This is a genomic window from Rhizobium sp. NLR10b, from assembly GCF_019685435.1.
Lineage (GTDB): Bacteria > Pseudomonadota > Alphaproteobacteria > Rhizobiales > Rhizobiaceae > Rhizobium.
In genome coordinates, this window is sequence record NZ_JABDWV010000006.1 from 14,004 (window position 1) to 38,449 (window position 24,446).

Consider the following 24,446-nt stretch of genomic DNA (forward strand, 5'->3'; position numbering starts at 1 on the left):
CCTCCTCTTCTCCCCTAGGAGAGGAAGGAGGATCTTGCCGACAACGCCAAATCGCCCCTGCATCGTCACTCCGCCGCTTCGAGCTTGCCGGCGATGCGGCGCGATTGCCGCGCCTGCTCGTCATATTCGAGCTGCCAGTCGCTCGGCCCGTTCGACGGCGAGACCTGCACCGCCGTCACCTTGTATTCCGGGCAGTTGGTCGCCCAGTCGGAAAAGTCGGTGGTGACGACGTTGGCCTGCGTATTGGGGTGATGGAAGGTCGTATAGACGACGCCCGGCGCGACACGATCGGTGATCAGCGCCCGGAGCGTGGTGTCGCCGGAGCGGCTGGCGAGCTTCACCCAGTCGCCATCGCGGACGCCGCGCTGTTCGGCATCGTGCGGGTGGATCTCCAGCCGGTCTTCCGCGTGCCAGACGACATTCTCCGTCCGCCGGGTCTGCGCTCCGACATTATACTGGCTGAGAATGCGGCCAGTGGTGAGCAGCAGCGGGAAGCGCGGGCCGGTGCGTTCGTCGGTCGCCACATATTCAGTGCGGATGAACTTGCCCTTGCCGCGCACGAAACCGTTGACATGCATGATCGGCGACCCGAGCGGGTTCTTCTCGTCGCAGGGCCACTGCACCGAACCCATCTTGTCGAGGTAATCGTAGGAAACAAGCGCGAAACTCGGCGTCGTCGCGGCAATTTCATCCATGATCTCCGACGGATGGGCATAATTCCAGTCGAGTCCCATGGTATGGGCAAGCTTCTGCGTCACCTCCCAGTCGCCATAGCCGTTGCGCGGCGTCATCACTTTGCGAACGCGGTTGATGCGCCGCTCGGCATTGGTGAAGGTGCCGTCTTTCTCGAGGAAGGTCGAGCCCGGCAGGAAGACATGGGCGTAGTTGGCAGTCTCGTTGAGGAACAGGTCCTGCACGACGACGCATTCCATCGCCGCCAGCCCGGCGGCGACATGTTTCGTATCGGGATCGGACTGGAGAATGTCCTCGCCCTGGACGTACAGGCCCTTGAACGAGCCGTCGACCGCCGCATCCAGCATGTTCGGAATGCGCAGACCCGGCTCGTCGCTGAGCTTCACACCCCATAGCTTCTCGAAGATATCGCGCGTCGCATCGTCGGAAATATGCCGGTAGCCGGGCAACTCGTGCGGGAAAGAGCCCATGTCGCAGGAGCCCTGCACATTGTTCTGGCCGCGCAGCGGATTTACGCCCACGCCCGGGCGGCCGATATTGCCGGTCGCCATCGCCAGGTTGGCGATCGCAATCACCGTGGTCGAACCCTGGCTGTGTTCGGTGACACCGAGGCCGTAATAGATCGCACCATTGCCGCCCTTGGCATAGAGCCTTGCCGCACCGCGCAGGTCCGCCGCCGGAACGCCGGTGAAAGCCTCCGTCTGTTCGGGACTATGCTGCGGCTCAGCGACGAAAGCCGCCCAGTCCTCGAATTCCGACCAGTCGCAGCGCTCGCGGATGAATGCCTCGTCGTAGAGCCCTTCGGTGACGATCACATGTGCCAGCGCCGTCATCACTGCGACATTGGTGCCCGGCTTCAGCGGCAGGTGGTAGGAAGCCTCGACATGTGGCGACCGGACGATATCGGTGCGGCGCGGATCGATGACGATGAGCTTCGCCCCCTGGCGCAGCCGCTTCTTCAGCCGCGACCCGAACACCGGATGGCCGTCCGTCGGGTTGGCGCCGATGATGACGACGACATCGGATTGTTCGACACTGTCGAAATTCTGCGTGCCGGCCGAGGTCCCGAATGTCTGGCCGAGACCGTAGCCGGTCGGCGAGTGGCAGACGCGGGCGCAGGTATCGACATTGTTGTTGCCGAAACCGGCGCGGACCAGCTTCTGCACCAGATAGGTTTCCTCATTGGTGCAGCGCGAGGAGGTGATGCCGCCGATCGCGTCGCGGCCATACTGATATTGGATGCGGCGGAACTCCGACGCCACATGCGCGAAGGCCTCGTCCCAGCTCACCTCCCGCCAGGGATCGCTGACCTTTTCGCGGATCATCGGGTTGAGGATGCGGTCTTTGTGAGTGGAATAACCGTAGGCGAAGCGGCCCTTGACGCACGAATGCCCGCGATTGGCCTGTCCGTCCTTCCACGGCACCATCCGCACCAGTTCCTCGCCGCGCATCTCCGCCTTGAAGGAGCAGCCGACGCCGCAATAGGCGCAGGTGGTGACGGCCGAATGCTCCGGCTGGCCGATCTCTATCACCGATTTCTCCGTCAGCGTCGCCGTCGGACAGGCCTGGACGCAGGCGCCGCAGGAAACGCATTCGGAATCCATGAAATTCTCATGCATGCCGGGTGACACGCGGGAACCGAAACCGCGCCCCTCGATCGCCAGCGCGAAAGTGCCCTGCACTTCCTCGCAGGCGCGTACGCAGAGCGAACAGACGATGCATTTCGAGGGATCATAGGTGAAATAGGGATTGGACTCGTCCTTCGGCATCCATTTCAGATTGATGTCGCCGTTGCTGCGCGCCTTGACGTGATTGTCGCCCTCATAGCCGTAGCGCACGTCGCGCAGGCCGACAGCGCCGGCCATATCCTGCAACTGGCAATCGCCATTGGCAGCGCAGGTGAGACAGTCGAGCGGATGATCGGAAATATAAAGCTCCATCACGCCGCGGCGGATATCCTTCAATCGTCCCGTCTGCGTGTGCACCACCATGTTTGCCGCCACCGGCGTCGTGCAGGAGGCTGGCGTGCCGGCGCGGCCCTCGATCTCGACGAGACAGAGCCGGCAGGAGCCGAAGGCATCGACCATGTCAGTAGCGCAGAGCTTCGGCACCTCGATACCGGCTTCCATCGATGCGCGCATGATGGAGGTGCCCTCCGGCACGCTGATCTGCTGCCCATCAATGGTGAGCCTCACCATGGTTTCGGATTTCGAAGCGGGAGTGCCGTAGTCGATTTCATGGATGAGAGACATGGTCGGCCTCCTGTACGGAAATGGAATTGAGCAAGTCACGGCATGCGACTGTAGCTTGGAAGATCATCACTCAGCCGCCTCCACGACCGGCGCCGGCGCGAAATCTTCCGGGAAATGCGTCATGGCGCTCACCACGGGATAGGGCGTGAAACCGCCGAGCGCACAGAGCGACCCGAATTTCATGGTATTGCAGAGATCGCCAAGCAGCACCCGGTTCTTCTCCGGCTCGATGCCGCGCGCGATTTTGTCGACCGTCTCGACGCCGCGGGTCGAACCGATGCGGCAGGGCGTGCATTTGCCGCAGCTTTCGACGGCACAGAATTCCATGGCGAAACGCGCCTGCTTCAGCATATCGGCCGTGTCGTCGAAGACAACGACGCCGGCGTGGCCGATGAGCCCGTCCTTGGCGGCGAAGGTTTCGTAGTCGAAAGGCGTATCGAACAGAGCCCGCGGGAAATAGGCGCCCAATGGTCCGCCGACCTGCACGGCCTTGACCGGTCGGCCGGTCCTCGTGCCGCCGCCGATCCTGTCGACGATCTCGCCGAGCGAAAGACCGAAGGCGGTCTCATAGAGGCCGCCATATCTGACATTGCCGGCGATCTGCAGCGGAATGGTGCCGCGCGAGCGGCCCATACCGAAATCGCGGTAGAAGGCGGCCCCCTTCTCCAGGATGACAGGCACCGAGGCAAGTGAGATCACATTGTTGATGACGGTCGGACAGTCGAACAAGCCCTTATGCGCCGGCAGCGGCGGCTTGGCGCGCACGATGCCGCGCTTGCCTTCCAGACTGTTCAAGAGAGCCGTTTCCTCACCGCAGACATAGGCGCCGGCGCCGGTGCGCACCTCGATATCGAAGGCGCGACCCGAACCAAGCACTGACGGCCCGAGAATGCCGGCCTGCCGGGCAATGCCGATGGCCTCGCTCATCACGGCGATCGCATGCGGATATTCCGAACGGGTATAGACGAACCCCTTCGTGGCGCCGGTCGCAAGCCCTGCAATCGCCATGCCCTCGATCAGCACGAAGGGATCGCCCTCCATGATCATCCTGTCGGCGAAGGTGCCGCTATCACCTTCGTCGGCGTTGCAGACGATATATTTGCGTTCGCCGCTGGCATCGAGAACCGTCTTCCACTTGATGCCCGTGGGAAAACCGGCACCGCCGCGTCCGCGCAGGCCGGAATCCGTGACTTCCTTGACGATTTCGACAGGCGTCATCAAAACGGCGCGGCGAAGGCCGGCAAGGCCGCCATGCGCCTCATAATCGCCAAGCGAAAGCGGGTCGGTGATGCCACAGCGGGCGAAGGTCAGGCGGGTCTGTTCCTTCAGGAAGGGGAGGTCTTCAACCCCCCCGAGACAGAGCGGGTGGCCGCCGCCGTTCATCATTCCGGCGTCAAACAGAGCAGGCACATCCCTTGCCTTCACCGGCCCGTAGCCGATGCGCCTGCCGGCGGCCTCGACCTCGACCAGCGGTTCCAGCCAGAACATTCCGCGCGAGCCGTTGCGCACGATCTCTGCATCGAAGCCGCGGGCGGCGATCTCCTGGGCAATCGCCTTTGCCACCTTTTCGGCCCCGAGCGCCAGCGCAGCGGCATCGCGCGGAACATAGATCTTGACTGTCATCGACGTGCCTCCGCAACGAGTTCCGCCACCAGCTGATCGTCGAGCCGGCCATAAACCTCGCCGTCGAGCATCGCCGACGGGGCGCAGGCACAAAGGCCGAGACAGTAGACCGGCTCCAGCGTCACGGCGCCGTCGAGCGTCGTCTGATGAAAATCGATGCCCAGCAGCGCCTTGACGCGTTCAGCCAACGCATCGCCGCCCGTCGACTGACAGGCCTCGGCGCGACAGAGCTTCAGCACGTGGCGGCCGGCGGGATGGTCGCGATAATCGTGATAGAATGTCATCACCCCGTGCACTTCGGCGCGCGAGAGGTTCAATTCCTCCGCAATCACAGGCAGGGCTTCCTGCGGCACATAACCGAATTCTCGCTGAACCTCGTGCAGAATGGGAAGCAGCGGTCCCTCAAGGAAGCGCAGGTCGGCGACGATGGTCCGTGTACGCGCTGCGATATCGCCTCCGGCGATATGAATGGTCATCAGGCAGCCCTCCCGGCGGCTTGCTCGTTTCGGGATGGCAGGCCTCCCCAGCCGAGCGCCATCGTGCAGACAACATCTCAGGGAAGCCGATGACGATCAATAAAGCTATCTCGTGGAATGATAGGTTTTTTCTATCAAAGCTCCTCATCCCGCACGAGCACTCTCGCTTCGTGCAATAGGGCCGAAACGAGCGGGGTGAAGGGCTCGCGATAAGGCGCGACAAGACCGACCAGATGATGCGCCTCAGGCTCGACGATCGGAATCATCCGGATTTCCACGGGAAAACCAAAGGATTTCGCGACGTTGCGCGGCATGATGCTCGCCCAGCGACCGGTCCTGACATGCGAGAACAGCACGATCATCGAATTGGATTCGAGCGTCGGATGCACCGTGGCGCCGGCTTCCGTCAGATGCCGGTTGATGATGCGGCGGTTCTGCATGTCAGCTGTCAATAGACAAAGCCGAAGATCGCCGACTTCCCGCCAAGTCACGTTGTCGCGATCGGAAAGCGGGCTGCCTGCGGCCGTGATCAGATTGTAGCGCTCGGCATAGAGGGGCACGGTCGTAACGCGGCCAAGCGGTTCATTTTCTAGGTAGGTGATGCCGGCCTCGATTTCGAGATTTTCCAGCATGCTCAGCACCTGCAGCGAGTTCCGCGAGACGATCGAGAAGGTCACTCCGGGATGTCGTTCCTGAAAGGGCGTAGTGATGCGCGAAAGCATGGCGAGCGCGGTCGGAATGGCAGCGAGGCGGATGTGGCCGGAAAGACCACGGCGGGCGGCGCGCATTTCCTCGCGCATGGTGCGGGCGTCGCCGACGATGCGCCGCGCCCATTCAAGCACCCGCTGCCCCTCCGGCGTCAGCCCTTGAAAACGCGAGCCGCGCTGCACCAGCATGACACCAAGCTGGTCTTCAAGCTGCCGGATGGCGGCCGAAAGTGTCGGTTGCGAGATCCCGCACTCCTCGGCGGCGCGGCCGAAATGCTTTTCGTTGGCAAGGGCGATGAAAAATTCCAGCTTGTCGATCATCCGGTCTCCCGATCCGGCGCGAAATCATCCGGATCAGCCTATCTTCGACGCAGCAACCGTGCTCCGCAAGGGCGGGTGCTAATTGTTTTCTGCAGGAAAAAGATCGAACAGCGATTCGAGGAAGGCAAGCACGCTCGTATTGCCGATACGGTAATAGACGAGCCTGCCCTGACGGCGCGTATTGACAAGGCCTTCGAGCCTCAAACGCGCGAGCTGCTGCGAGACCATCGCCTGCTGAATGCCGAGGATATTTTCGATTTCACCCACCGTCCGCTCCTCGGTCGCGAGTATGCAAAGAATTAGAAGTCGGGTCTGGTGCGCCAGCGCCTTCAGCAGATCGCTCGCCTCACGAGCGTTTCCAGCGAGTTTGTGCAATTCCTGACCGGACATTCCCGGCTCGGGCTTGGGCAATGGCATTCGACATCTCGGAAGGGAAGCGAAAAGGCAGATCAGCCCAATAGCATATTCGCACACGCGAATTTGCCAAAAGTGATCAAATGTCAAAAAAGGTCTAACTAAATCAGCAGATAAGCTGGCCGCCATTGATCTCGAGGACCTGGCCGGTAATGTATCCGGAGAGGGAGGGTGCCGCCAGGAACAGATAGGCCGGAGCGCAATCCTCCGCTGTGCCCAGCCGCTGCAAGGGAATAGACTTTCTCGTCTGCTCCAGCTTTTCGCGGGAAGAATAGCGCTCATGGAAATCCGTCTCGATCGTTCCGGGCGAGACACAATTGACGCGGATGCCATCCGGCGCAAGCTCGCGGGCAAGCGCCTTGGAATAGGTTGAAATGAAGGCTTTCGAGGCGGAATAGATCGAAGAACCGGGGCTGCCGCCGGTCAGCGCGGAAATTGAAACGGTGTTGACGATGGCAGCGCCTTCCGCCGCCTTCAATGCCGGTAGCAACGCACGCGTCAGCGCCACCACCGACGTCTGGTTCAAACGCACGATCGCCTCATAATCTGCGTCGGTCAGTGTGGCAGCCGGAAAACGGCCGAGCATGGTGCCGGCGTTATTGACGAGCACATGCACCTTGTCGAAGAAGGCGAGCGCATTTTCGGCAAATTGCGCAGCGCCGCCAACGGCGGTGAAATCGGCGTGCAGCAACAGCGCCCGTCTTTCGGATTCAGCCGTCAGCAGAAAATCCGGCAGCTCGCGTCCCGGTTTGCGCCCGATATGGACGATCACCTTTGCGCCGCAGTCCAAGAACTGCCGGGCCACTTCGAGGCCGATGCCCCGCCCGGCGCCGGTCACGATGACATTGCGATTCTCGAATAGTCTCGGATGGAACACGAAGCCGTCCTCCTCGCGGACAATGCCGCCTGTTGCGCCATTCGCCCTTAACATATGAGCGCGCCGGCCGAAAGAAAGGCGGCATCATCTTTCCGCCAGAGGCTAGAGCTTTTCCCTGAAAGCTCATATGTCGATTTCGGTCTCCAGCAGCCGTGCGCCTGGCCCCTCCTCGCCGAGCCGATCGAAGGGATTGCGCAACGGACAGCTTTCGATCGACAGGCAGCCGCAGCCGATGCAGCCGGTCAGGCGGTCTCGCAGCAGGCTCAGCCGCCTGATTCGCGCGTCGAGTTCATCCTTCCAGCGCGCCGACAGCGTCTGCCAGTCGGCAACCGTCGGCGTGCGTCCCTGCGGCAGGGAGGCAAATGCCGTCTGGATTTCCGAAAGCGGTATGCCAACACGTTGCGCCACCTTGATGATGCCGAGCCGGCGAAGCACATCGCGTCCGTATCGCCGCTGATTGCCGCGCGTGCGGATACTCGAAATCAGCCCCTTGGCTTCGTAGAAATGCAGTGCCGAGACGGCAAGACCACTGCGTTGCGCCACTTCGCCGACTGTCAGAAGCCTGCCGAGCGGCGTCGCAGAAATCCTATTCATCGCCCATTGACCTCAATATTAGTTGAGGTTTTATAACCCCTGCTCCCCCGGCCGTAAAGCGCGAGGGCGCAGGAAGGAGCGACAGCGAGATCATCCGGTCGATACGAAGCTGAAATGATGGCATCGGCGCTTGTCCGCCCTGGTACCGATCGCCCCTGCCGATATAGCCGCCCGAGAGGCGAGCGCTCGGGTTCCGTTCCCGGCAGGTACGGAACCTCGGAAAACACCCGGACAGGACCTCGTCCGGGTGTTTTTTCATCTGCGCCCCGTCCCGGCCGGCCGGACGGGTTTGTAATTTTGCGGTTGCGGCAACAAAACCCCGATGATAGTTTTCGCCGAATGACAGGGGAGCTCTGTATCGCCGGGGCTGAGATGCGAGGCGCAAGCCTCCGGACCCTTCTAAGCTGATCTGGGTAATGCCAGCGGAGCGAGGTCCAAATGTGTTCCGGCGCGCAAGTGTCACTCTACCCGACGTCCGGCAATTCCGCCGGCATCCCTCTCGATGCCGTCAAGGCAACCGCCCCCAATCGCGGTAGGCTGCGCATCGAGACCGATGTCCTCGACAGGTTTGCGCTAACGGCCAGACGAAAGCCTGAAATCGAACGCCGATGACATCGCCACGACCATCGGATTCGCGCCTTGCGACGCTCTGTCTCGCCGTGTACCGGGCAATGCCCGCCTTGCTCGCAGGCTTTGCCTTTCTGGCGGCATGGGAACTCTATGTGGATCTTTCCGGCATCAAACCGTCCATTCTGCCGGCGCCTTCGCGTATTCTTATCCAGGGCTGGCTGAACCGAGAGGGGCTGATATCAAACACCTGGCCGACGCTCGGCGCGACACTCGGCGGCTTCGCCCTGTCGCTCGCCTTCGCCTTCGCCTCTTCGATCCTGATGGATTTCATGCCCTTCATGCGTCGGGCACTGCTGCCGATCTTCATCGCCAGCCAGACTCTGCCGCTGGTGGCGATCGCACCCCTCGTCGTTCTCTGGTTCGGTTTCGGCCTTTTGCCGAAGATATTGCTGGTGGCGCTCGTCACTTTCTTTCCGCTGCTCGTTGCCCTGCTTCAGGGTTATGAGGCGACCGATCGCGACATCGCCGAGCTCTTGAATTCGATGAAGGCGAGTCGCTGGCGCATTTTCCGCCTGGCGCGGCTTCCCTCGTCGCTGCCCTATTTCTTCGCCGGCCTTCGAATCTCGATCACCTATGCCGTCGTCGGCGCGATCTTTGCCGAATATGCCGGCGCTGCAAGCGGCCTCGGCATTTATATCCTCAACGCCAAGAACAATTTCCGTCCCGATCTCGTGCTCGCCGCCGTGATCGTCAGCGCTGTGTTGACGCTCTGCCTCTTCGCGCTGACGGTGGTTATCCAGCGTTTCGTCATGCCCTGGCAGCCATCCAAGGAACGGCGCCGATGACCGGTCAGATGCTTGAGCTGCGCAACATCTCGAAGTCCTTCGACGGCATGAAGGTCCTGGACGACATTTCGCTCGCGGTCGCAAACGGCGAGTTCGTCTCGATCGTTGGCCCATCCGGCTCGGGAAAATCGACCGTGCTGAGACTGCTGACTCAGGCGCTGCGGCCGGATTCCGGCAACATGCTTTTCAACGGTGCGGCGCTGGAACAGACGCCGCATTCCTTTGCCTTCATGCCGCAACGCGATGCGCTGATGCCCTGGCGCCGGATCATCGACAATGCCGTGCTCGGCCTGGAAGTGAGGGGCATGAATCGGCGGGCCGCCCGCGCCGCTGTCGCGCCCCTCTTCGAGCGGTTTGGCCTGGCCGGCTTCGAGCATCACTACCCCGCCTCTCTTTCCGGCGGCATGCGCCAGCGTGCTGCACTGCTGCGCACCGTCATCCAGAAGCAGGACATGCTGCTGCTCGACGAGCCCTTCGGCGCGCTCGATGCGCTGACTCGCATCCAGATCCAGGAGTGGCTGCAAGACATGTGGACCGAACATCGCTGGACGGCGCTGCTGATCACCCACGATGTTCGCGAGGCCGTTTTCCTCTCCGACCGGATCTACGTGCTGTCTGCCCGCCCGGCCCGCGTCATCCGCGAATTCCGCGTTTCCCTGCCCCGCCCGAGAAGCATCGCTGATCTCGGTTCGCCCGCGGCCCAGGCAATCGAGACTGAAATCCTGCAAACCCTGCTTCATCCGCAAGAACAGGATGATTTCAGGCCGGTCGGCCTGCAATCTGAATCCTGTTCCAATTTAAAGAGTTAGAGCACGATGTCGTCCGAAAACCGCTCACACTTTTCGGGATCCTGCTCTAATAGACCTGAGGAGGTCACCATGCTGCTTCTCACCCGTCGACAGACGATCCTCGCCGCTATCGCAACAAGCCTCGCCGGCCGCGCCGCCTTCGCTCAATCGGCGCCCGCAAAGGTTCGTATCGCGCTCGACTGGACGCCCAACACCAACCACATCGGCATCTATGTCGCCAAGGCGAAAGGCTTCTACACGGCCGCCGGCCTCGATGTTGAGATTCTGCCCTTTACCGACACCAGCGCCGGCACGCTGGTGTCGAACGGGGTCGCCGACTTCGGCATCAGCAGCGAGATCGAGGCTCTCACGCAGCGCGCTGGCGGCGGTGACGTGAAGATGGTCTACGGCGTCGTCCAGACGGAAACCGCACGCCTGATCTTCAAGGGCGGGCGCGACGACATCAAGAGTCCCAGAGATCTCGACGGCAAGACCTATGGCGGCTTCGGCGGCACCTGGGAAAGCGCGCTGGTCTCAGCGATGATCCGCAATGACGGCGGCAAGGGCGACGTCAAGACCGTCACCCTTGGCACCTCCGCCTATGAGGCGCTGGACAATGGCTCGATTGACTTCACGCTGGAGATCTACACCTGGGAAGGCATCGCCGCCGAGCTGGAGAAGCGGAAGATCAGCCGCTTCCACTATTCCGATTACGGCATTCCCGACGAGCAGACGACGGTCATCGTTTCCAGCGACGCCTATCTCTCGGCCAGTCGAGAACACGCCCGCGCCTTCATCCAGGCCACACGTCAAGGCTATGTCTACTCCATCGACCATCCCGACGAAGCCTGCGAACTGCTGATATCGGGAAGCAACGGCGCACTGATGAACACGGAACTGGTAAAGGCTTCCCAGAAGGCATTGATCGAAGGCCATTTCCTGAGATCCGAGGCCGGCGTGATCGGCACCCTTGACCCGGCAAAGGCCGATGCCATCGGCGGCTTCCTGCTTGAGAACGGCATCCTGGTTGATGCGAATGGCGTCGTGCTCAGGGAGAAGCCGGACTTTTCCACCTATTACACCAACGAACTCCTCGGCTGATCCCGACCCGCCCTTGCCGACGCGGCCTTCCGCGGCAATGCTTTGAGCTTGGGCGGTTTGAGCCGAATCGAGCGGGGCGGGAACGACATGCGAGCACAGGACAAACTGGTCGGAGCCGACTTTCTGCGCGCGATGGCGTGCTTGTTGGTGCTCGCGCATCATCTCGCGCTCCGGCTGGATATGCGCAGAATTCCGGATGAATTGGCGCCGACGGCCAACGTCCTCCGCTTCGGCAATTTCGGCGTCGCCATCTTCTTCGTGCTCAGCGGCTTTCTGCTTGCCCGCCCTTTCTGGCACGCTCTCGACGCCGGCGGCGCCATGCCGAGCCTCGGGCACTACGCCATCCGCAGGTTGGCGCGCATCACTCCGGGCTTCTGGTTCGCCGCCAGCGTCGGCTTTATCCTCAGCCTGACGCTGCTTGCCCTGCCGCTGACGCCGGAGCTCGTCGTCCGCTATGTCTCGGGACTGCTGTTCATGAGCCAGTGGCATTGGCGCACGTTCTTTCCCGTCGAAGCCGATGGGCCGCTCTGGTCCATTCCCTTCGAGGTCACCAGCTATGTGCTCCTGCCGGCCGCCTTTTTCCTGCTGTTTCGCTTGCCCCTGCTGCGGCGACGTCCGTTCTTCGCCCGCGCCGTATGGCTCTGCGTCATTGCCGTCGTCCTTCTTGCCCATCTGGTAATCCTGAGGCTCTTTGCGCTCGACGATATTGGGCGCGGCTGGGCATATGGCCTGCAGGGCGGGGCGAAGGAATGGATGCCCAACTATAATCCGATCGGTTTCTTTGCCGTCTTCGCGCTCGGTGCCTTTGCCGCTGGCATCGAAGTGATGTTGTCCGCAAGGCGCTCTTCCTGGTTCGACGCCGCGGCACTCCTGGCCCTTTCGGTTGCCGCTTACCGCCTCCTCATATCACCTGGCGGCTCGGCCGAAGGTTACGGCTGGCTTGACATCCCCTATGGATTTCCAGTCTTTCCACTGGCGGTCGCAACAGCGCTCGTTTCGCTCAGCCGTGCCCAGGGCCTGGGCAGGCTGCTTGATAACGCTCCTGTCCGCTACGTCGCCAAGATCTCCTTCGGCATTTACATCTGGCAGGAGATCATCCTGACATTGATCCAGAGACTCGACCCCGGCTCGTTCGGGGCCTCCTCGGAGAACGTGGTCACCGGTTGGCTGCAATCCTGCACACTGACGGCGGCGCTCGTTTTTCTGGTGGCAAGCCTCAGTTATTATCTGTTGGAACGACCGGTAATCGATTTCGGCAATCACCTCACATCGCGCCGCCTGATCGGGCTACTCCTTTAGAAGTATAATTTCGAACGCCACTCAACTAGAGGCATTAAGGTTAACGCGAAATACTCCCATTTTTGGCGTCTTTATGCTTACCGATTTCTTATTTATAACGATGACAAACCATACGTAAGCATGTATCTGTCTCCCCGCAGTTCAGTATCGCATCTAAACTTCTGGGCTTTGAGTAATGAATGCTTTTACTTCGAAGATAAGTTCACGCTTCGATTCGTCTCAGCGTCAGAACAAAATCCGGACTCTGGTTGTAGCGAACTCCAACATTCGCCAGCCGGACAGCTTTTCTGGTGTCGAAGGCAAGGCGGCTCTGCGATTGGCCGTAAAGCGGCTGATCGACATCGTCATCGCGGCCAGCGCTCTCCTCGTGCTGGCGCCGCTTTTCCTGGCAATCGCTATTTTCATCAAACTCGACGATGGCGGCCCCGTATTCTTCCGTCAGATCCGTTGGGGCCTGAACGGCCGAAAGATCACCGTCTTCAAGTTCCGCTCGATGCACACCGACGCTTGCGATCCCAGCGGCATCCAGCAGACCGTCAAGGGCGACAGGCGGGTGACCGGCATCGGCGCTCTGCTCCGCAGGACAAACATTGACGAGCTGCCGCAACTTCTGAACGTCCTCAGGGGCGACATGTCCCTGGTCGGTCCGCGCTGCCATGCCATCAACATGCGCGCAGCCGGCAGGCTTTACGAAGAATTGGTGCCGAACTACCACCATCGCCACGTCATGCGCCCCGGCATCACCGGCCTCGCGCAGACACGGGGCTGGCGCGGACCGACGGCACGGCCGCTGCAAGCCCGGGCCCGGATCGCCTGCGATATCTATTACGTCAGGAATTTCAGCCTGCTGCTCGACCTGAAAATCCTGTTCAAGACGCTGGTCATCGAGCTACGCGGCGGTACCGGCTTCTAATGAGAGTCTGCCCGGTTCCAAGCCTCGCGCGCACAATGTGCGGCCACGAAGATGCAGTCGTAAAACAAAGAAAGCACGATAGGCGTATCAAGGGCCGCAGCGCTTTTGCGCGCGCTTTGAAGTCGCGCGGCACTGCAAGTGTCGCCTCACCGTCGTAAACCGGCAAAAGCGGCTTTGATCGCCTGCTCTCTCTTCACTTTCGTTGATGCGCTTCGATCGTCGCGCTCAAAGACGGCAGAAACAAGAAAAGCGGCCTCGCGGCCGCCTTTCATTGATGCTGTCGCTGTGATCAATCCTGCTGGACGATGCCGCTAAGATGCGTCAGTTCCAGGATAAAGTGCTCAAGCTTGGACTTGTGCTCATGATGCACGGCATCCTCGAGTTCCTTCTTGGCAGCTTCGATGCGGCGGGTCAGCTCATCCTTGTTGAGCTCTTCAACCGGAACGGCGGACTCGGCAAGCAATGTGCAGCCTGTCGGCAGGATATCGGCAAAACCACCGAACACCACATAGTCCTGCTTTCTGCCGGAGCCGGAGCGGACGCTCACGATACCCGGCTTGATCGTTGTCATGGTCGGCGCATGATGCGCCATAACCGTCATCTCGCCTTCGGTTGCGGGAATGACGACTTCGGTCACCATCTCCGACAGCAGCAGGCGCTCCGGCGAAACGAGCTCAAAGTTGAAATTGTCAGCCATCAGTGACTTACCTTCTCGGCTATGGCTTTTGCAGTTTGCAATTTGGTCCCGCAGAACGGGCAGTGCAGTATCGCCTGATCGAGATATCCGAGGCCTTCCTCGGTCTGAACCAGCCCGACAACCATCATCGTCACGCCGTTATCGGCGCGGTAGACGGTCGGCGCGGCCGGCTCTGGCAGCTCCGCCACGACTCGCTTGAGGGAGTCGCAGCAGAATATCTCGTCCTGAGCGTCGCTCATCAAGCGGCGGCGAGCTTCTTGGCCTTCTCGACGGCTTCATCGATCGAGCCGACCATATAGAATGCGGCTTCCGGCAGATTGTCGTATTCGCCGTTAACGAGGCCCTTGAAGCCCTTGATCGTGTCTTCGAGAGCAACGAGCTTGCCCGGCGAGCCGGTGAAGACTTCGGCAACGAAGAACGGCTGCGACAGGAAGCGCTCGATCTTGCGGGCACGGGCGACGGCAACCTTGTCCTCTTCGGACAGTTCATCCATGCCCAGAATGGCGATGATGTCCTGCAGGGCCTTGTATCGCTGCAGCGTCGACTGGACCTTACGGGCGACTTCGTAATGCTCTTCGCCGACGACCAACGGGTCGAGCATGCGCGAGGTGGAGTCGAGCGGGTCGACGGCCGGGTAGATGCCCTTTTCAGCAATCGAACGCGACAGAACCGTCGTTGCGTCAAGGTGGGCGAACGAGGTCGCCGGCGCCGGGTCGGTCAAGTCGTCGGCCGGAACGTAGATGGCCTGGACCGAGGTGATCGAGCCCGTGGTCGTGGTGGTGATGCGTTCCTGCATCTGACCCATGTCGGTTGCGAGCGTCGGCTGATAACCCACGGCCGAAGGAATACGGCCGAGCAGAGCCGACACTTCGGAACCCGCCTGCGTGAAACGGAAGATGTTGTCGACGAAGAACAGAACGTCCTGGCCCTGGTCGCGGAAATGTTCTGCGACGGTCAGACCGGTCAGAGCGACGCGAGCACGCGCGCCCGGCGGTTCGTTCATCTGGCCGTAAACGAGCGCAGCCTTCGAGCCCTCGCCACCGCCATGCTTGTTGACGCCTGATTCGATCATTTCGTGGTAGAGGTCGTTGCCTTCGCGGGTACGCTCACCCACGCCTGCGAAGACCGAGTAACCACCGTGCGCCTTGGCGACGTTGTTGATCAGTTCCATGATGAGAACCGTCTTGCCGACGCCGGCGCCGCCGAACAGGCCGATCTTGCCGCCCTTTGCGTAAGGGGCGAGAAGGTCGACGACCTTGATGCCGGTAACGAGGATCTGCGCTTCCGTCGACTGCTCGACGTAAGCCGGCGCGTCCTGGTGGATGGCGCGCTTGTGGGCGGTGTTGAGCGGGCCTGCTTCGTCGACCGGTTCGCCGATGACGTTCATAATGCGGCCAAGCGTCTCATCGCCGACAGGAACCGAGATCGGGGCACCGGTATCGACGACCTGCTGGCCGCGGACGAGACCCTCGCTCGAGTCCATGGCGATGGTACGGACTTCGTTTTCGCCCAGATGCTGAGCGACTTCGAGAACAAGGCGGTTGCCGTTGTTATCGGTTTCGAGCGCGTTCAGGATCGCCGGCAGTTCGCCTTCGAAAGCGACGTCGACGACGGCGCCGATAACCTGGGTGACTTTGCCGACAGAACGGGTAGCTGCCTCAGCCATTTTCTTACCCTCTTTTCCTAACTCAGAGCGCTTCCGCGCCCGAAATGATTTCAATCAGTTCCTTGGTGATCTGCGCCTGACGCTGGCGGTTGTAGCTCAGCGTCAGCTTGTTGATCATCTCACCAGCATTGCGCGTCGCATTGTCCATGGCGCTCATCTTGGCGCCCATTTCGCCCGCGACATTCTCGAGGAGAGCGCGGAAGATCTGGACCGAGATGTTGCGCGGGATCAGATCGTCGAGGATCGACGCCGGATCCGGCTCGTATTCGTAGACGGCGCCAGCATGCTCCTCATCCTCGACGACGGCTTCCGGGGCCTTGGCGGGGATGAGCTGCTGCGCGGTCGGAACCTGGCTTATCACCGACTTGAACTCGGAATAGAACAGCGTGCAGACGTCGAATTCGCCGGCCTCGAACATCTCGATGATGCGCTTGCCGATCTGGTCGGCATTCTCGAAACCGATCTTCTTGACCTCGCGCAATTCCTTGCGCTCGACAATCAGTGACGCGAATTCGCGGCGCAGAATGTCATAACCCTTCTTGCCGATCGTGAAGATCTTCACCGTCTTGCCTTCGGCGACCAATTTGCGGACATGGTCGCGGGCGAAGCGGGCAATCTGCGAGTTGAAACCGCCGCACAGGCCGCGTTCGGCCGTGCAGACCACGAGCAGGTGCACCTGGTCCTCGCCGGTGCCGGTCATCAAGACCGGCGCCCCGTCCGCATCGGTAACGGCCTTGGCGATATTCGCAAGGACCGCGTTCATACGCTGCGAGTAAGGCCGGGCGGCCTCGGCCGCCTCCTGCGCACGCCGAAGCTTCGCCGCGGCGACCATCTTCATCGCCTTGGTGATCTTCTGCGTCGCCTTGACGGAGGCGATCCGATTTTTCAGATCCTTAAGTGAAGGCATCCGTTATCCGTCCTAACCTGGCCCGATTACTGGAAAGACTTGGCGAAGCTGTCGAGAGCAGCGGTGAGCTTGCCCCTGGTGTCGTCGCTGATAGCCTTTTCCGTGCGGATTGCGTCGAGGATTGCGGAGCCTTCCGAACGCAGATAGGACAACAGGCCCTGTTCGAACTTGCCGACCGATGCGACCGGCAGCTTGTCGAGGTAACCATTGACGCCTGCGAAGATCACAGCGACCTGCTCTTCCGTCTTCAGCGGCGAGAACTGCGGCTGCTTCAGGAGCTCGGTCAGGCGAGCGCCACGGTTCAGCAGGCGCTGCGTCGCAGCGTCAAGATCCGAACCGAACTGGGCGAAGGCGGCCATTTCGCGGTACTGGGCGAGCTCGCCCTTGATCGAGCCTGCGACCTGCTTCATCGCCTTGATCTGAGCCGAGGAACCGACGCGGGAAACCGACAGGCCGACGTTCACGGCAGGACGGATACCCTGGTAGAACAGGTCGGTTTCAAGGAAGATCTGGCCGTCGGTGATCGAGATCACGTTGGTCGGAATGAAGGCCGAAACGTCGTTGCCCTGCGTTTCGATGACCGGAAGAGCGGTCAGCGAACCGGCACCCATGTCGTCGTTCATCTTCGCAGCGCGCTCGAGCAGGCGAGAGTGCAGATAGAAAACATCGCCCGGATAGGCTTCGCGGCCCGGCGGGCGACGCAGCAACAGCGACATCTGGCGGTAGGACACGGCCTGCTTCGACAGGTCGTCGTAACCAATCAGCGCATGCATGCCGTTGTCGCGGAAATATTCGCCCATGGCGCAGCCGGCAAACGGGGCCAGGTACTGCATCGGCGCCGGGTCGGAAGCGGTGGCGGCGACGATGATCGAGTATTTCAGCGCGCCGCGCTCTTCGAGCACCTTGACGAACTGGGCGACGGTCGAACGCTTCTGGCCGATAGCGACGTAAACGCAGTAAAGCTTTTCGCCCTCCGGACCATTGTCGTGAATGGCCTTCTGGTTGAGGAAGGCATCGAGAAGGATGGCGGTCTTGCCGGTCTGGCGGTCGCCGATGACGAGTTCGCGCTGGCCGCGGCCGACCGGAATCAGCGCATCGATGGCCTTGAGGCCGGTCGACATCGGCTCATGGACCGACTTGCGCGGGATGATGCCGGGAGCCTTGATGTCGACGCGCGAACGGCGCGTCGCATTGATCGGGCCTTTACCGTCGATCGGGTTGCCGAGCGCGTCGACGACACGGCCGAGCAGTTCGGGACCAACGGGAACGTCGACGATGGCACCGGTCCGCTTGACAGTGTCGCCTTCCTTGATGTCGCGGTCGTTACCGAAAATAACGACGCCGACATTGTCGGATTCAAGGTTCAGGGCCATGCCGCGGATGCCGCCGGGGAACTCGACCATTTCACCAGCCTGGACATTGTCCAGCCCGTAAACGCGAGCGATACCGTCACCGACGGAGAGAACCTGGCCGACTTCCGAGACTTCCGCCTCTTTGCCGAAATTTTTGATCTGGTCTTTGAGAATTGCGGAAATTTCCGCGGCGCGGATATCCATCAGCCAACCTCTTTCAATGCGAGCTTAAGGGTAGAGAGTTTGGTACGAAGAGACGTATCAATCTGACGGGACCCGACCTTCACGATCAGACCACCAAGAATTGACGGATCAACCGTGACGGCCATCGTCACGTCTTTGCCGGTGACGCTCTTGAGTGCCGCCTTCAATTCGGTTTCCTGCGCTTGGGAGAGCGCATGCGCCGAGGTGACCTCGGCGGAGATTTCACCGCGATTATTCGCCGCGATGAGGCGGAAGGCCCTGATCATCCCCGGCAGGGCAAACAGGCGGCGGTTGCGCGCCACGACCTTCAGAAAATTGGCGAAGAAGCCGCTGATGCCGGCTCTCTCGCTGATGGCGACAATCGCCTTCAGCTGATCTTCAGCGGAGAAAACCGGGCTTGCGACGAAGCGCTTCAGTTCGGCGCTCTCATCCAGCATCGCCTGGAAACGGTCAAGATCGGCGGCTACGCTGTCGACGGCGCCGTGTTCGAGCGCCAGCTCGAAAAGCGACGAGGCATAGCGCTCGGCAACACCAGAAGTAAGCTGGGACGTGTCTGCCACTGGCACAAATTTCCCTGATTTCAATCCAAAATCCGGCTCTCGGCGGGCGCCGAACCTATGATCTTGAATTCGTTTTGATTTCCCCCAGAAATCACAAGAGAAGCCTCTTGCTTCTTCCGAAATTCGGGGTCCGTCTAACATAGGATGTTCGGACTCGCAACACGCGTAATGCCCGAATACGCCTTTCGCATGAATTTCTGTTCGCAAAATTGCGCAATGGCCTGAAAGCGGGCCGCGCAAGCCGCCGCCGGCGGCGAAAATCATGTTTGGAAGAAGCCGAAAACATACAGCAGCGGCAGTGCCGCGATAACTGTTTGCACAACCAGAAGTAAATAGTTGAGATAAGTACTCCCCTTATCTGACAGGATGGAGACGATGCGGGCGAACGCGGCCATGGCGAACGCTGCGCCGAATGCCGTATAAATCAGCGGCTGCGCCAGCACGACGGAACCGAGACCAAAACCGAGATAGAAGCCGCCTGTCGATCGGACCTCGCTGAAACCTTCACGCCGCTCGCCGCGCGGCGCCAGGCCGAAGATCCTCATCGCAAGACCGGGCGCAAACATGATGACGAAGCCGGCGATGGCCGTGAAGGCGGCTGCGCCGAAGGCAAGCTGCTCGCCAAATTCCGTGGGAAACTCAAATTCCATGCCTCGACCCCAAATCATCCGCTGATTCTGCGTTTATGCCATGATCGGCCGCATCCGGAAACGCAGCGTGCGGAACGATCTACAGAAAGCTCTGGGGATCGATGTCGAGCTGCACCTGCACTGATCCGCGCTCCTTCGGCGACTGCGACAGCATCGCCCGCAAAAACGCCTGGATGTCGGAGTTGCGCCGTCCGTGGACCAAAAGGCGGAAGCGGTGGCGGCCGCGCACCAAGGCGAGGGGCGCTTCCGCCGGGCCGAGCACTGAGATGCCGGAGACCTGGGGCGCTGCGTTGCGCATGCCGCGCGCATGGTTCTCGGCGTCGTGGCGCGTTTCTGCCGATACGATGATCGAAGCCAGCCGGCCGAAAGGCGGTAGTGCGGCGCGTTCGCGCTCGGTGATCTCGCGCTCGTAAAAGGCATCGGAATCGCCTGATACAATCGCCTGCATCACGGGATGCTGCGGCTGGTAGGTCTGCAGCAACCCGTGGCTTTTGAGACCGGTGCGTCCGGCGCGGCCCGTCACCTGCGACAGAAGTTGAAACGTGCGCTCGGCCGCGCGCGGGTCGCCATTGGCAAGGCCGAGATCGGCATCGACGATGCCGACCAGCGTCATCAGCGGAAAATTATGCCCCTTGGCGACGAGCTGTGTGCCGATGACGATATCGGCCTCGCCCTTGGCGATTGCATCAAGCTCCAGCCGCAACCGCTTCACACCGCCCATGATATCCGAGGACAGAACGATTGTCCGCGCCTCTGGGAAATGTCGCTCCACCTCTTCGGCGATGCGTTCGACGCCAGGCCCGCAGGCGACGAGATGGTCGAGCGTGCCGCACTCCGGACAGGCCTCCGGGGTGCGCTCGGCATGGCCGCATTGATGGCACTGCAGCTGCTTGCGGAAGCGATGCTCGACCAGCCAGCTCGAACATTGCGGGCATTGGAAGCGGTGACCGCAGACCCGGCAGAGCGTCAGCGGTGCATAACCGCGCCGATTGAGAAAAAGCAGCGCCTGTTCGCGCCTCTCCACGGTCTTGCCGATCGCCCGGATCAGCACCGGCGACAGGAAGCCACCGCGCTCCGGCGCGTGCCTGCGCATATCGATGAGATGCAGATCGGGCAGCGCCGCGTCGCCGAAACGCGTGGGCAGGTGGACGGTGCTGTAGCGGCCGTTCTGCCCGTTGACCTGGCTTTCGACCGACGGCGTCGCCGACACCAGGATGACGGGAAAATCACCGATGCGGCCGCGCACCACGGCCATGTCGCGGGCATTATAGAAGACCCGATCTTCCTGCTTGTAGGCAGGATCATGCTCCTCGTCGACGATGATGAGACCAAGGTCTTCGAAAGGCAGGAAGAGCGCCGATCGGGCGCCGGCCACGACCCGCACTTCCCCGGTCACCGCCTGGCGCCAGACCTTTTCGCGCATGCGCGGGGCGAGGTCGGAATGCCATTCGGCCGGCTTTGCCCCGAAGCGATCCTGAAAACGCTCGAGGAAACTCGCCGTCAGCGCGATCTCCGGCAGCAAGATCAGCACTTGCCTGCCGCGCTTCAGCGTCTCGGCGATCGCCTCGAAATAGACTTCGGTCTTGCCGGAGCCGGTCACCCCGTCGATCAGCGACACCGAAAATTCGCCCCTGCGGACGTCGGAGACGATCTCCGCCGCCGCCTCTTTCTGCGGCCCTTCGAGGCGTGCGGCGGCAAAGCCGGGATCCGGCATCGCCACAACGGGCGGCGGCGGCAGGAACACCGTCTCGAAAATGCCGAGCGTGATCAGCCCATCGACGACGCTCGTCGAAACGCCGGCCGCATGCGCCAGACCGCTGCGCGTCCATGACAGGCCGTCGAAAGCGGCCGCAAGCACGCGAGCACGCGCCGGTGTCATCCGCTCAGGTTCGCCGCCGACGAATTTCAGCCCCTCCACCATCGGCTCAGGCTCGAAGGCATTCGGCGCCCTGAGCGCCATGCGTGCCACGAGGCCGGGCGGGGAGAGCGTGTAGCTCGCCACCCAATCGATGAAATCCCGCATCTCCTTGGAAAGCGGCGGGCAATCGAAGACATGGCTGATCGGCCGCAGCTTCTTCGGATCGACGCCATCTTCGCCGCCGTCCCAGACGACGCCGATCACCTGCCGCGGCCCGAGCGGTACCTGCACGACCGAGCCGGGCTCGACCGCCATGCCCTCCGGCACCGAGTAGGAATAGGGTTTCGGCGCCGGCATCGGCACCAGCACCGGAACCGTTCGGTTCACGGGCGGTGCTTCGAAAAGCGTGCCAAAGAGATCGGACGAATCTATGCTCATCGCGCGAGACCATGCCCGCAAATCGATGGAATTGGAACCGCAAAGAAGAGATGGCTCGACTGGCGACAATGTGGATAACGAAGGCTCGCCAAGATGAACCGCGCCTTGACGAAAAGGTTGCCGGGCAAGCAATTGGCCGCCTAGTTTGCCGGAAGATTGTTCGACAGCTGAATCGGAGAGCATGAATGGCCAGACTGAGCGAGAATGCCAAAGGCGTCTACGTTATCGCTGTAACTCCCTTTGCCGACGACGGCACGCTTGATCTCCAAAGCATCGACAGCATGGTCGAGTTTTATGAAGGCGCCGGCGTCACCGGCCTGACGGTGCTCGGCCAGCTCGGCGAGGCTCCGAAGCTGACCGCCGAGGAATCGCGGATCGTGGTCGAGCGTGTACTGAAGCGCCTTGACGGACGCCTGCCGGTGGTCGTCGGCGTGTCGGCGCCCGGGCTTGCCCCGATGAGCGAGCTCGCCAAGGTCGTCATGGGCGAAGGTGCCGCCGGCGTCATGGTTGCGCCGCCCTGGACCATCAGGACCGACGATCAGGTCTTCGCCTTCTACCAGTCGGTTGGTGAAACCCTGGGTGATACGCCTTTCGCGCTGCAGGACTATCCGCTTACCACCAATGTGACGATCGCACCCGCGGTCATCGAGCGCATCGTCAGAGAGGTGCCGAATTGCGTCATGCTTAAACACGAGGATTGGCCGGGCCTGTCGAAAATCACCGCGCTTCGCGCAGCCAGCGACAAGGGCGGCATGCGGCGCATCTCCATCCTCTGCGGCAATGGCGGGCTTTTCCTGCCGGAGGAGATGGGCCGCGGCGCCGACGGCGCCATGACCGGCTTCTGTTATCCCGAGATGATGGTCGGCGTCGTCGAAGCCTATAGCGCCGGCGATCCCGAGCGCGCCCACGAAATCTTCGATGCCTATCTGCCGCTCGCTCGCTATGAACAGCAGCAGGGCGTCGGTCTTGCCTGCCGCAAATACGTGCTTGCCAAGCGCGGCGTGATCAAATCCGCCGCCTTGCGCAAGCCGGGGCCCAGGCTTTCGGCGCTCGACATTGCCGATGTCGAGCGGCTCTTGGCCCGCCAGGCCGTCCGCCTCCAGGAGATCGGCGCATAATGGTGTGCGGTCTCGCCTCAACCGCGCAGGTCTAGGACAAGGGTATAGCCATCCTGGTCAAGGGGACGAAACTCGAGCGACTCCCAAAACCTCATCGCACCATCATTTCCCGCATGGACAGTGACACAGCGGCAGAAGCGCCGCGCGTGATCCAGAAGCGCCAGAGCAAGCATCCGCCCGACGCCGCGACCGCGCATTGCGGGGCGAACGTAGAAACGCCGCATCCGCAGCGCTTCCGGCCGGGCGGGTTCGATGGTCACGCCTCCGACAGCAACGAGTGTTTCGCCCTCAAAAGCGCCGAGCAGCCTTTCGCCGTCACGCGTGAAGCGGATGTCGCCAGCTGCCCAGTCATCGATAAGCCGGCCGATATGGAGATGGCCTTCCTGTTGGGCTTGGTGCGCAAGCCCCGCCATTGCCTCCGGCAACCCATCATGGAAGATGCGAATATCTATCGTCACGATTCTAGACGGCCAGAACCGACATCTCGCACGGCATCGCCGCAGCCGGCCCGCCGACCGGCACGAAGGTCGCGTCCCCATCGCGGGCCATGTCGTGGACCGTATGTTTCTCCAGCGCCTTCGTCACCTCGTTGACATCGCCGTCGAGATGTTCGGCGGGAATGAGATTGCCGATCACGAAATCGAAACGGTCGCCGCGTTTGTTCAAGAGTTCGTGGAAAACCGTCATGTCGCGAAGCTCCGTCGACCACTTTGCCAGCCAGTAGAACAGGCCGGAATTGCGCGCCGTCATGTGGACGGGGAGAATCGGCAGATTGTATTTGCGCGCCAGCCCGACCGCCGACGTCTTCCAGGGGCGTTCATTGAGCCGGCCATTGGCCCAATAGGCGATGCGGCCCGATGGAAAGAGCACCGTCGCCTTGCCTTCCCGCACCGCGTGGTTCGTCAATTGCAGCGTCTCGCGCGCCTTGAGCTTGCTCTTGTGCTCCTCGCGCCATTCGACCGGAATGACCATCTCGGCAAAACGCGGATTGACGCGGATCGCATCGCGATTGGCAAAGAACATCATATCGGGCCGGCGCGTTTTCAGGAGGTCGAAAACGGCTACGCCGTCGGCAATGCCTGTGGGGTGATTGCTGACGAGGATGAAGCCGCCGCTATCGGGAATGCGTTCGCCGTTGGTGACGCCGATGTCGAGCTTCAGCACGTCGCTCAGATATTCGAACGACTGGAAACCCGGCATCTTGGCCACCGCATTGGCGAATTCGATCGCCTTGTTGTAGCGCAGAAGCGTGTAGAGGAACGGCCGCATGACCGGCCAGAGCGGATGTTTCACGATCCTCTGGCCGCGTTCGGCGATCAGCGTGTCGACGATGTGACCGGGCTTTCCCTGTGAAACGAGAGCGATCGCTTCCGCGAGTTGTCCGAAAGCCGTCATGGAATCGCGCCGTGCCATGAAAGATCCTGTCTATGGGCTATAAGCTATCGCAGTACAATATGATCGAAGGATGACAAAGGCTTGGCCGGCATTAGCAATTCCATAACCGTTCCTGCTTCAAATTGGCG

22 protein-coding genes, 2 pseudogenes and 1 riboswitch are annotated in these 24,446 nt (G+C 61.5%); of the genes and pseudogenes, 7 read left to right on the forward strand and 17 right to left on the reverse strand.

What is annotated here, in order from left to right:
- Positions 1-65: 65 nt before the first annotated feature.
- The 7 genes from fdhF to soxR all read right to left on the reverse strand — a co-directional run bounded on the left by fdhF (position 66) and on the right by soxR (position 7,957).
- Positions 66-2,945 (reverse strand): formate dehydrogenase subunit alpha, encoded by a 2,880-nt coding sequence (gene fdhF / locus HJB91_RS10925; protein ID WP_221154720.1) that lies wholly within the window; start codon positions 2,943-2,945, stop codon positions 66-68.
- 66 nt (positions 2,946-3,011) lie between these two features.
- A complete protein-coding gene (locus HJB91_RS10930; RefSeq protein ID WP_221146053.1) occupies positions 3,012-4,568 on the reverse strand; it encodes an NADH-quinone oxidoreductase subunit NuoF in 1,557 nt (518 codons plus the stop codon).
- Positions 4,565-5,044, reverse strand: coding sequence for a formate dehydrogenase subunit gamma (locus tag HJB91_RS10935; RefSeq protein ID WP_210632930.1), 480 nt, complete (start codon positions 5,042-5,044; stop codon positions 4,565-4,567). Before HJB91_RS10935 ends, HJB91_RS10930 begins: the two co-directional genes overlap by 4 nt.
- Positions 5,045-5,178: 134 nt before the next feature.
- Positions 5,179-6,072, reverse strand: coding sequence for a LysR family transcriptional regulator (locus HJB91_RS10940; RefSeq protein WP_210632931.1), 894 nt, complete (start codon positions 6,070-6,072; stop codon positions 5,179-5,181).
- Between the two features lie 78 nt (positions 6,073-6,150).
- On the reverse strand, positions 6,151-6,489 hold the full coding sequence (locus HJB91_RS10945) for a helix-turn-helix transcriptional regulator (protein ID WP_221146055.1): 339 nt from the start codon (positions 6,487-6,489) through the stop codon (positions 6,151-6,153).
- Between the two features lie 103 nt (positions 6,490-6,592).
- Entirely contained in the window at positions 6,593-7,363 is a 771-nt protein-coding gene (locus HJB91_RS10950) for an SDR family NAD(P)-dependent oxidoreductase (RefSeq protein ID WP_210633042.1), read from the reverse strand.
- A 123-nt stretch (positions 7,364-7,486) separates the two neighbouring features.
- Positions 7,487-7,957: a redox-sensitive transcriptional activator SoxR gene (gene soxR, locus HJB91_RS10955; RefSeq protein ID WP_210632933.1), complete on the reverse strand. Its 471-nt coding sequence runs from the start codon at positions 7,955-7,957 to the stop codon at positions 7,487-7,489.
- 335 nt (positions 7,958-8,292) lie between these two features.
- Positions 8,293-8,405, forward strand: a riboswitch (TPP riboswitch).
- Between soxR and HJB91_RS31130 the strand changes: the two are divergent.
- The 6 genes and pseudogenes from HJB91_RS31130 to HJB91_RS10980 form a co-directional block, all read left to right on the forward strand.
- Positions 8,396-8,512, forward strand: a pseudogene (locus HJB91_RS31130) (HMP/thiamine-binding protein); the annotation flags it as partial. It overlaps the preceding riboswitch by 10 nt.
- A 53-nt stretch (positions 8,513-8,565) precedes the next feature.
- A complete protein-coding gene (locus HJB91_RS10960) occupies positions 8,566-9,372 on the forward strand; it encodes an ABC transporter permease (protein ID WP_221146057.1) in 807 nt (268 codons plus the stop codon).
- On the forward strand, positions 9,369-10,181 hold the full coding sequence (locus HJB91_RS10965) for an ABC transporter ATP-binding protein (RefSeq protein ID WP_210632935.1): 813 nt from the start codon (positions 9,369-9,371) through the stop codon (positions 10,179-10,181). Before HJB91_RS10960 ends, HJB91_RS10965 begins: the two co-directional genes overlap by 4 nt.
- A 69-nt stretch (positions 10,182-10,250) precedes the next feature.
- On the forward strand, positions 10,251-11,261 hold the full coding sequence (locus HJB91_RS10970; RefSeq protein WP_210632936.1) for an ABC transporter substrate-binding protein: 1,011 nt from the start codon (positions 10,251-10,253) through the stop codon (positions 11,259-11,261).
- A gap of 87 nt (positions 11,262-11,348) precedes the next feature.
- A pseudogene (locus HJB91_RS10975) lies at positions 11,349-12,568 on the forward strand (acyltransferase family protein).
- A gap of 167 nt (positions 12,569-12,735) precedes the next feature.
- Positions 12,736-13,473, forward strand: coding sequence for a sugar transferase (locus tag HJB91_RS10980; RefSeq protein WP_221146061.1), 738 nt, complete (start codon positions 12,736-12,738; stop codon positions 13,471-13,473).
- 289 nt (positions 13,474-13,762) lie between these two features.
- On the opposite strand, the gene HJB91_RS10985 is transcribed toward HJB91_RS10980, so the two are convergent.
- The 8 genes from HJB91_RS10985 to HJB91_RS11020 all read right to left on the reverse strand — a co-directional run bounded on the left by HJB91_RS10985 (position 13,763) and on the right by HJB91_RS11020 (position 21,805).
- Positions 13,763-14,170: a F0F1 ATP synthase subunit epsilon gene (locus tag HJB91_RS10985; protein WP_210632939.1), complete on the reverse strand. Its 408-nt coding sequence runs from the start codon at positions 14,168-14,170 to the stop codon at positions 13,763-13,765.
- The gene (locus tag HJB91_RS10990; protein ID WP_221154723.1) at positions 14,170-14,409 is read right to left on the reverse strand and encodes a hypothetical protein; all 240 of its coding nucleotides are present in this window, start codon (positions 14,407-14,409) and stop codon (positions 14,170-14,172) included. Before HJB91_RS10990 ends, HJB91_RS10985 begins: the two co-directional genes overlap by 1 nt.
- Positions 14,409-15,836: a F0F1 ATP synthase subunit beta gene (gene atpD / locus HJB91_RS10995; protein ID WP_168296614.1), complete on the reverse strand. Its 1,428-nt coding sequence runs from the start codon at positions 15,834-15,836 to the stop codon at positions 14,409-14,411. The genes HJB91_RS10990 and atpD overlap by 1 nt, the downstream gene beginning before the upstream one ends.
- Before the next feature lie 22 nt (positions 15,837-15,858).
- Positions 15,859-16,743 (reverse strand): F0F1 ATP synthase subunit gamma, encoded by an 885-nt coding sequence (locus tag HJB91_RS11000; RefSeq protein WP_168296613.1) that lies wholly within the window; start codon positions 16,741-16,743, stop codon positions 15,859-15,861.
- Between the two features lie 26 nt (positions 16,744-16,769).
- Entirely contained in the window at positions 16,770-18,299 is a 1,530-nt protein-coding gene (gene atpA / locus HJB91_RS11005; protein WP_210632941.1) for a F0F1 ATP synthase subunit alpha, read from the reverse strand.
- Entirely contained in the window at positions 18,299-18,865 is a 567-nt protein-coding gene (locus tag HJB91_RS11010; RefSeq protein WP_210633043.1) for a F0F1 ATP synthase subunit delta, read from the reverse strand. Before HJB91_RS11010 ends, atpA begins: the two co-directional genes overlap by 1 nt.
- Positions 18,866-19,119: 254 nt before the next feature.
- Positions 19,120-19,509, reverse strand: coding sequence for a DUF4345 domain-containing protein (locus HJB91_RS11015; protein WP_210632942.1), 390 nt, complete (start codon positions 19,507-19,509; stop codon positions 19,120-19,122).
- A gap of 79 nt (positions 19,510-19,588) precedes the next feature.
- A complete protein-coding gene (locus HJB91_RS11020) occupies positions 19,589-21,805 on the reverse strand; it encodes a primosomal protein N' (protein ID WP_210632943.1) in 2,217 nt (738 codons plus the stop codon).
- A gap of 185 nt (positions 21,806-21,990) precedes the next feature.
- On the opposite strand from HJB91_RS11020, the gene HJB91_RS11025 reads away from it, so the two are divergent.
- Positions 21,991-22,923, forward strand: coding sequence for a dihydrodipicolinate synthase family protein (locus HJB91_RS11025; RefSeq protein ID WP_221154725.1), 933 nt, complete (start codon positions 21,991-21,993; stop codon positions 22,921-22,923).
- A 17-nt stretch (positions 22,924-22,940) separates the two neighbouring features.
- On the opposite strand, the gene HJB91_RS11030 is transcribed toward HJB91_RS11025, so the two are convergent.
- Positions 22,941-23,381 carry a GNAT family N-acetyltransferase gene (locus tag HJB91_RS11030; protein ID WP_221122946.1) on the reverse strand — a complete coding sequence of 147 codons (441 nt, stop codon included), beginning with the start codon at positions 23,379-23,381 and terminating at the stop codon, positions 22,941-22,943.
- A 4-nt stretch (positions 23,382-23,385) separates the two neighbouring features.
- Positions 23,386-24,336, reverse strand: coding sequence for a GNAT family N-acetyltransferase (locus HJB91_RS11035; protein WP_221122945.1), 951 nt, complete (start codon positions 24,334-24,336; stop codon positions 23,386-23,388).
- Positions 24,337-24,446: the final 110 nt, after the last annotated feature.

What these genes read in the sequence shown, in the direction of transcription:
- fdhF (WP_221154720.1), bottom strand. Translation starts at nt 2,945, where the DNA reads ATGTCTCTCATCCATGAAATCGACTACGGCACTCCCGCTTCGAAATCC.
- HJB91_RS10930 (WP_221146053.1), bottom strand. Translation starts at nt 4,568, where the DNA reads ATGACAGTCAAGATCTATGTTCCGCGCGATGCCGCTGCGCTGGCGCTC.
- HJB91_RS10935 (WP_210632930.1), bottom strand. Translation starts at nt 5,044, where the DNA reads ATGACCATTCATATCGCCGGAGGCGATATCGCAGCGCGTACACGGACC.
- HJB91_RS10940 (WP_210632931.1), bottom strand. Translation starts at nt 6,072, where the DNA reads ATGATCGACAAGCTGGAATTTTTCATCGCCCTTGCCAACGAAAAGCAT.
- HJB91_RS10945 (WP_221146055.1), bottom strand. Translation starts at nt 6,489, where the DNA reads ATGCCATTGCCCAAGCCCGAGCCGGGAATGTCCGGTCAGGAATTGCAC.
- soxR (WP_210632933.1), bottom strand. Translation starts at nt 7,957, where the DNA reads ATGAATAGGATTTCTGCGACGCCGCTCGGCAGGCTTCTGACAGTCGGC.
- HJB91_RS10960 (WP_221146057.1), top strand. Translation starts at nt 8,566, where the DNA reads ATGACATCGCCACGACCATCGGATTCGCGCCTTGCGACGCTCTGTCTC.
- HJB91_RS10965 (WP_210632935.1), top strand. Translation starts at nt 9,369, where the DNA reads ATGACCGGTCAGATGCTTGAGCTGCGCAACATCTCGAAGTCCTTCGAC.
- HJB91_RS10970 (WP_210632936.1), top strand. Translation starts at nt 10,251, where the DNA reads ATGCTGCTTCTCACCCGTCGACAGACGATCCTCGCCGCTATCGCAACA.
- HJB91_RS10980 (WP_221146061.1), top strand. Translation starts at nt 12,736, where the DNA reads ATGAATGCTTTTACTTCGAAGATAAGTTCACGCTTCGATTCGTCTCAG.
- HJB91_RS10985 (WP_210632939.1), bottom strand. Translation starts at nt 14,170, where the DNA reads ATGGCTGACAATTTCAACTTTGAGCTCGTTTCGCCGGAGCGCCTGCTG.
- HJB91_RS10990 (WP_221154723.1), bottom strand. Translation starts at nt 14,409, where the DNA reads ATGAGCGACGCTCAGGACGAGATATTCTGCTGCGACTCCCTCAAGCGA.
- atpD (WP_168296614.1), bottom strand. Translation starts at nt 15,836, where the DNA reads ATGGCTGAGGCAGCTACCCGTTCTGTCGGCAAAGTCACCCAGGTTATC.
- HJB91_RS11000 (WP_168296613.1), bottom strand. Translation starts at nt 16,743, where the DNA reads ATGCCTTCACTTAAGGATCTGAAAAATCGGATCGCCTCCGTCAAGGCG.
- atpA (WP_210632941.1), bottom strand. Translation starts at nt 18,299, where the DNA reads ATGGATATCCGCGCCGCGGAAATTTCCGCAATTCTCAAAGACCAGATC.
- HJB91_RS11015 (WP_210632942.1), bottom strand. Translation starts at nt 19,509, where the DNA reads ATGGAATTTGAGTTTCCCACGGAATTTGGCGAGCAGCTTGCCTTCGGC.
- HJB91_RS11020 (WP_210632943.1), bottom strand. Translation starts at nt 21,805, where the DNA reads ATGAGCATAGATTCGTCCGATCTCTTTGGCACGCTTTTCGAAGCACCG.
- HJB91_RS11025 (WP_221154725.1), top strand. Translation starts at nt 21,991, where the DNA reads ATGGCCAGACTGAGCGAGAATGCCAAAGGCGTCTACGTTATCGCTGTA.
- HJB91_RS11035 (WP_221122945.1), bottom strand. Translation starts at nt 24,336, where the DNA reads ATGGCACGGCGCGATTCCATGACGGCTTTCGGACAACTCGCGGAAGCG.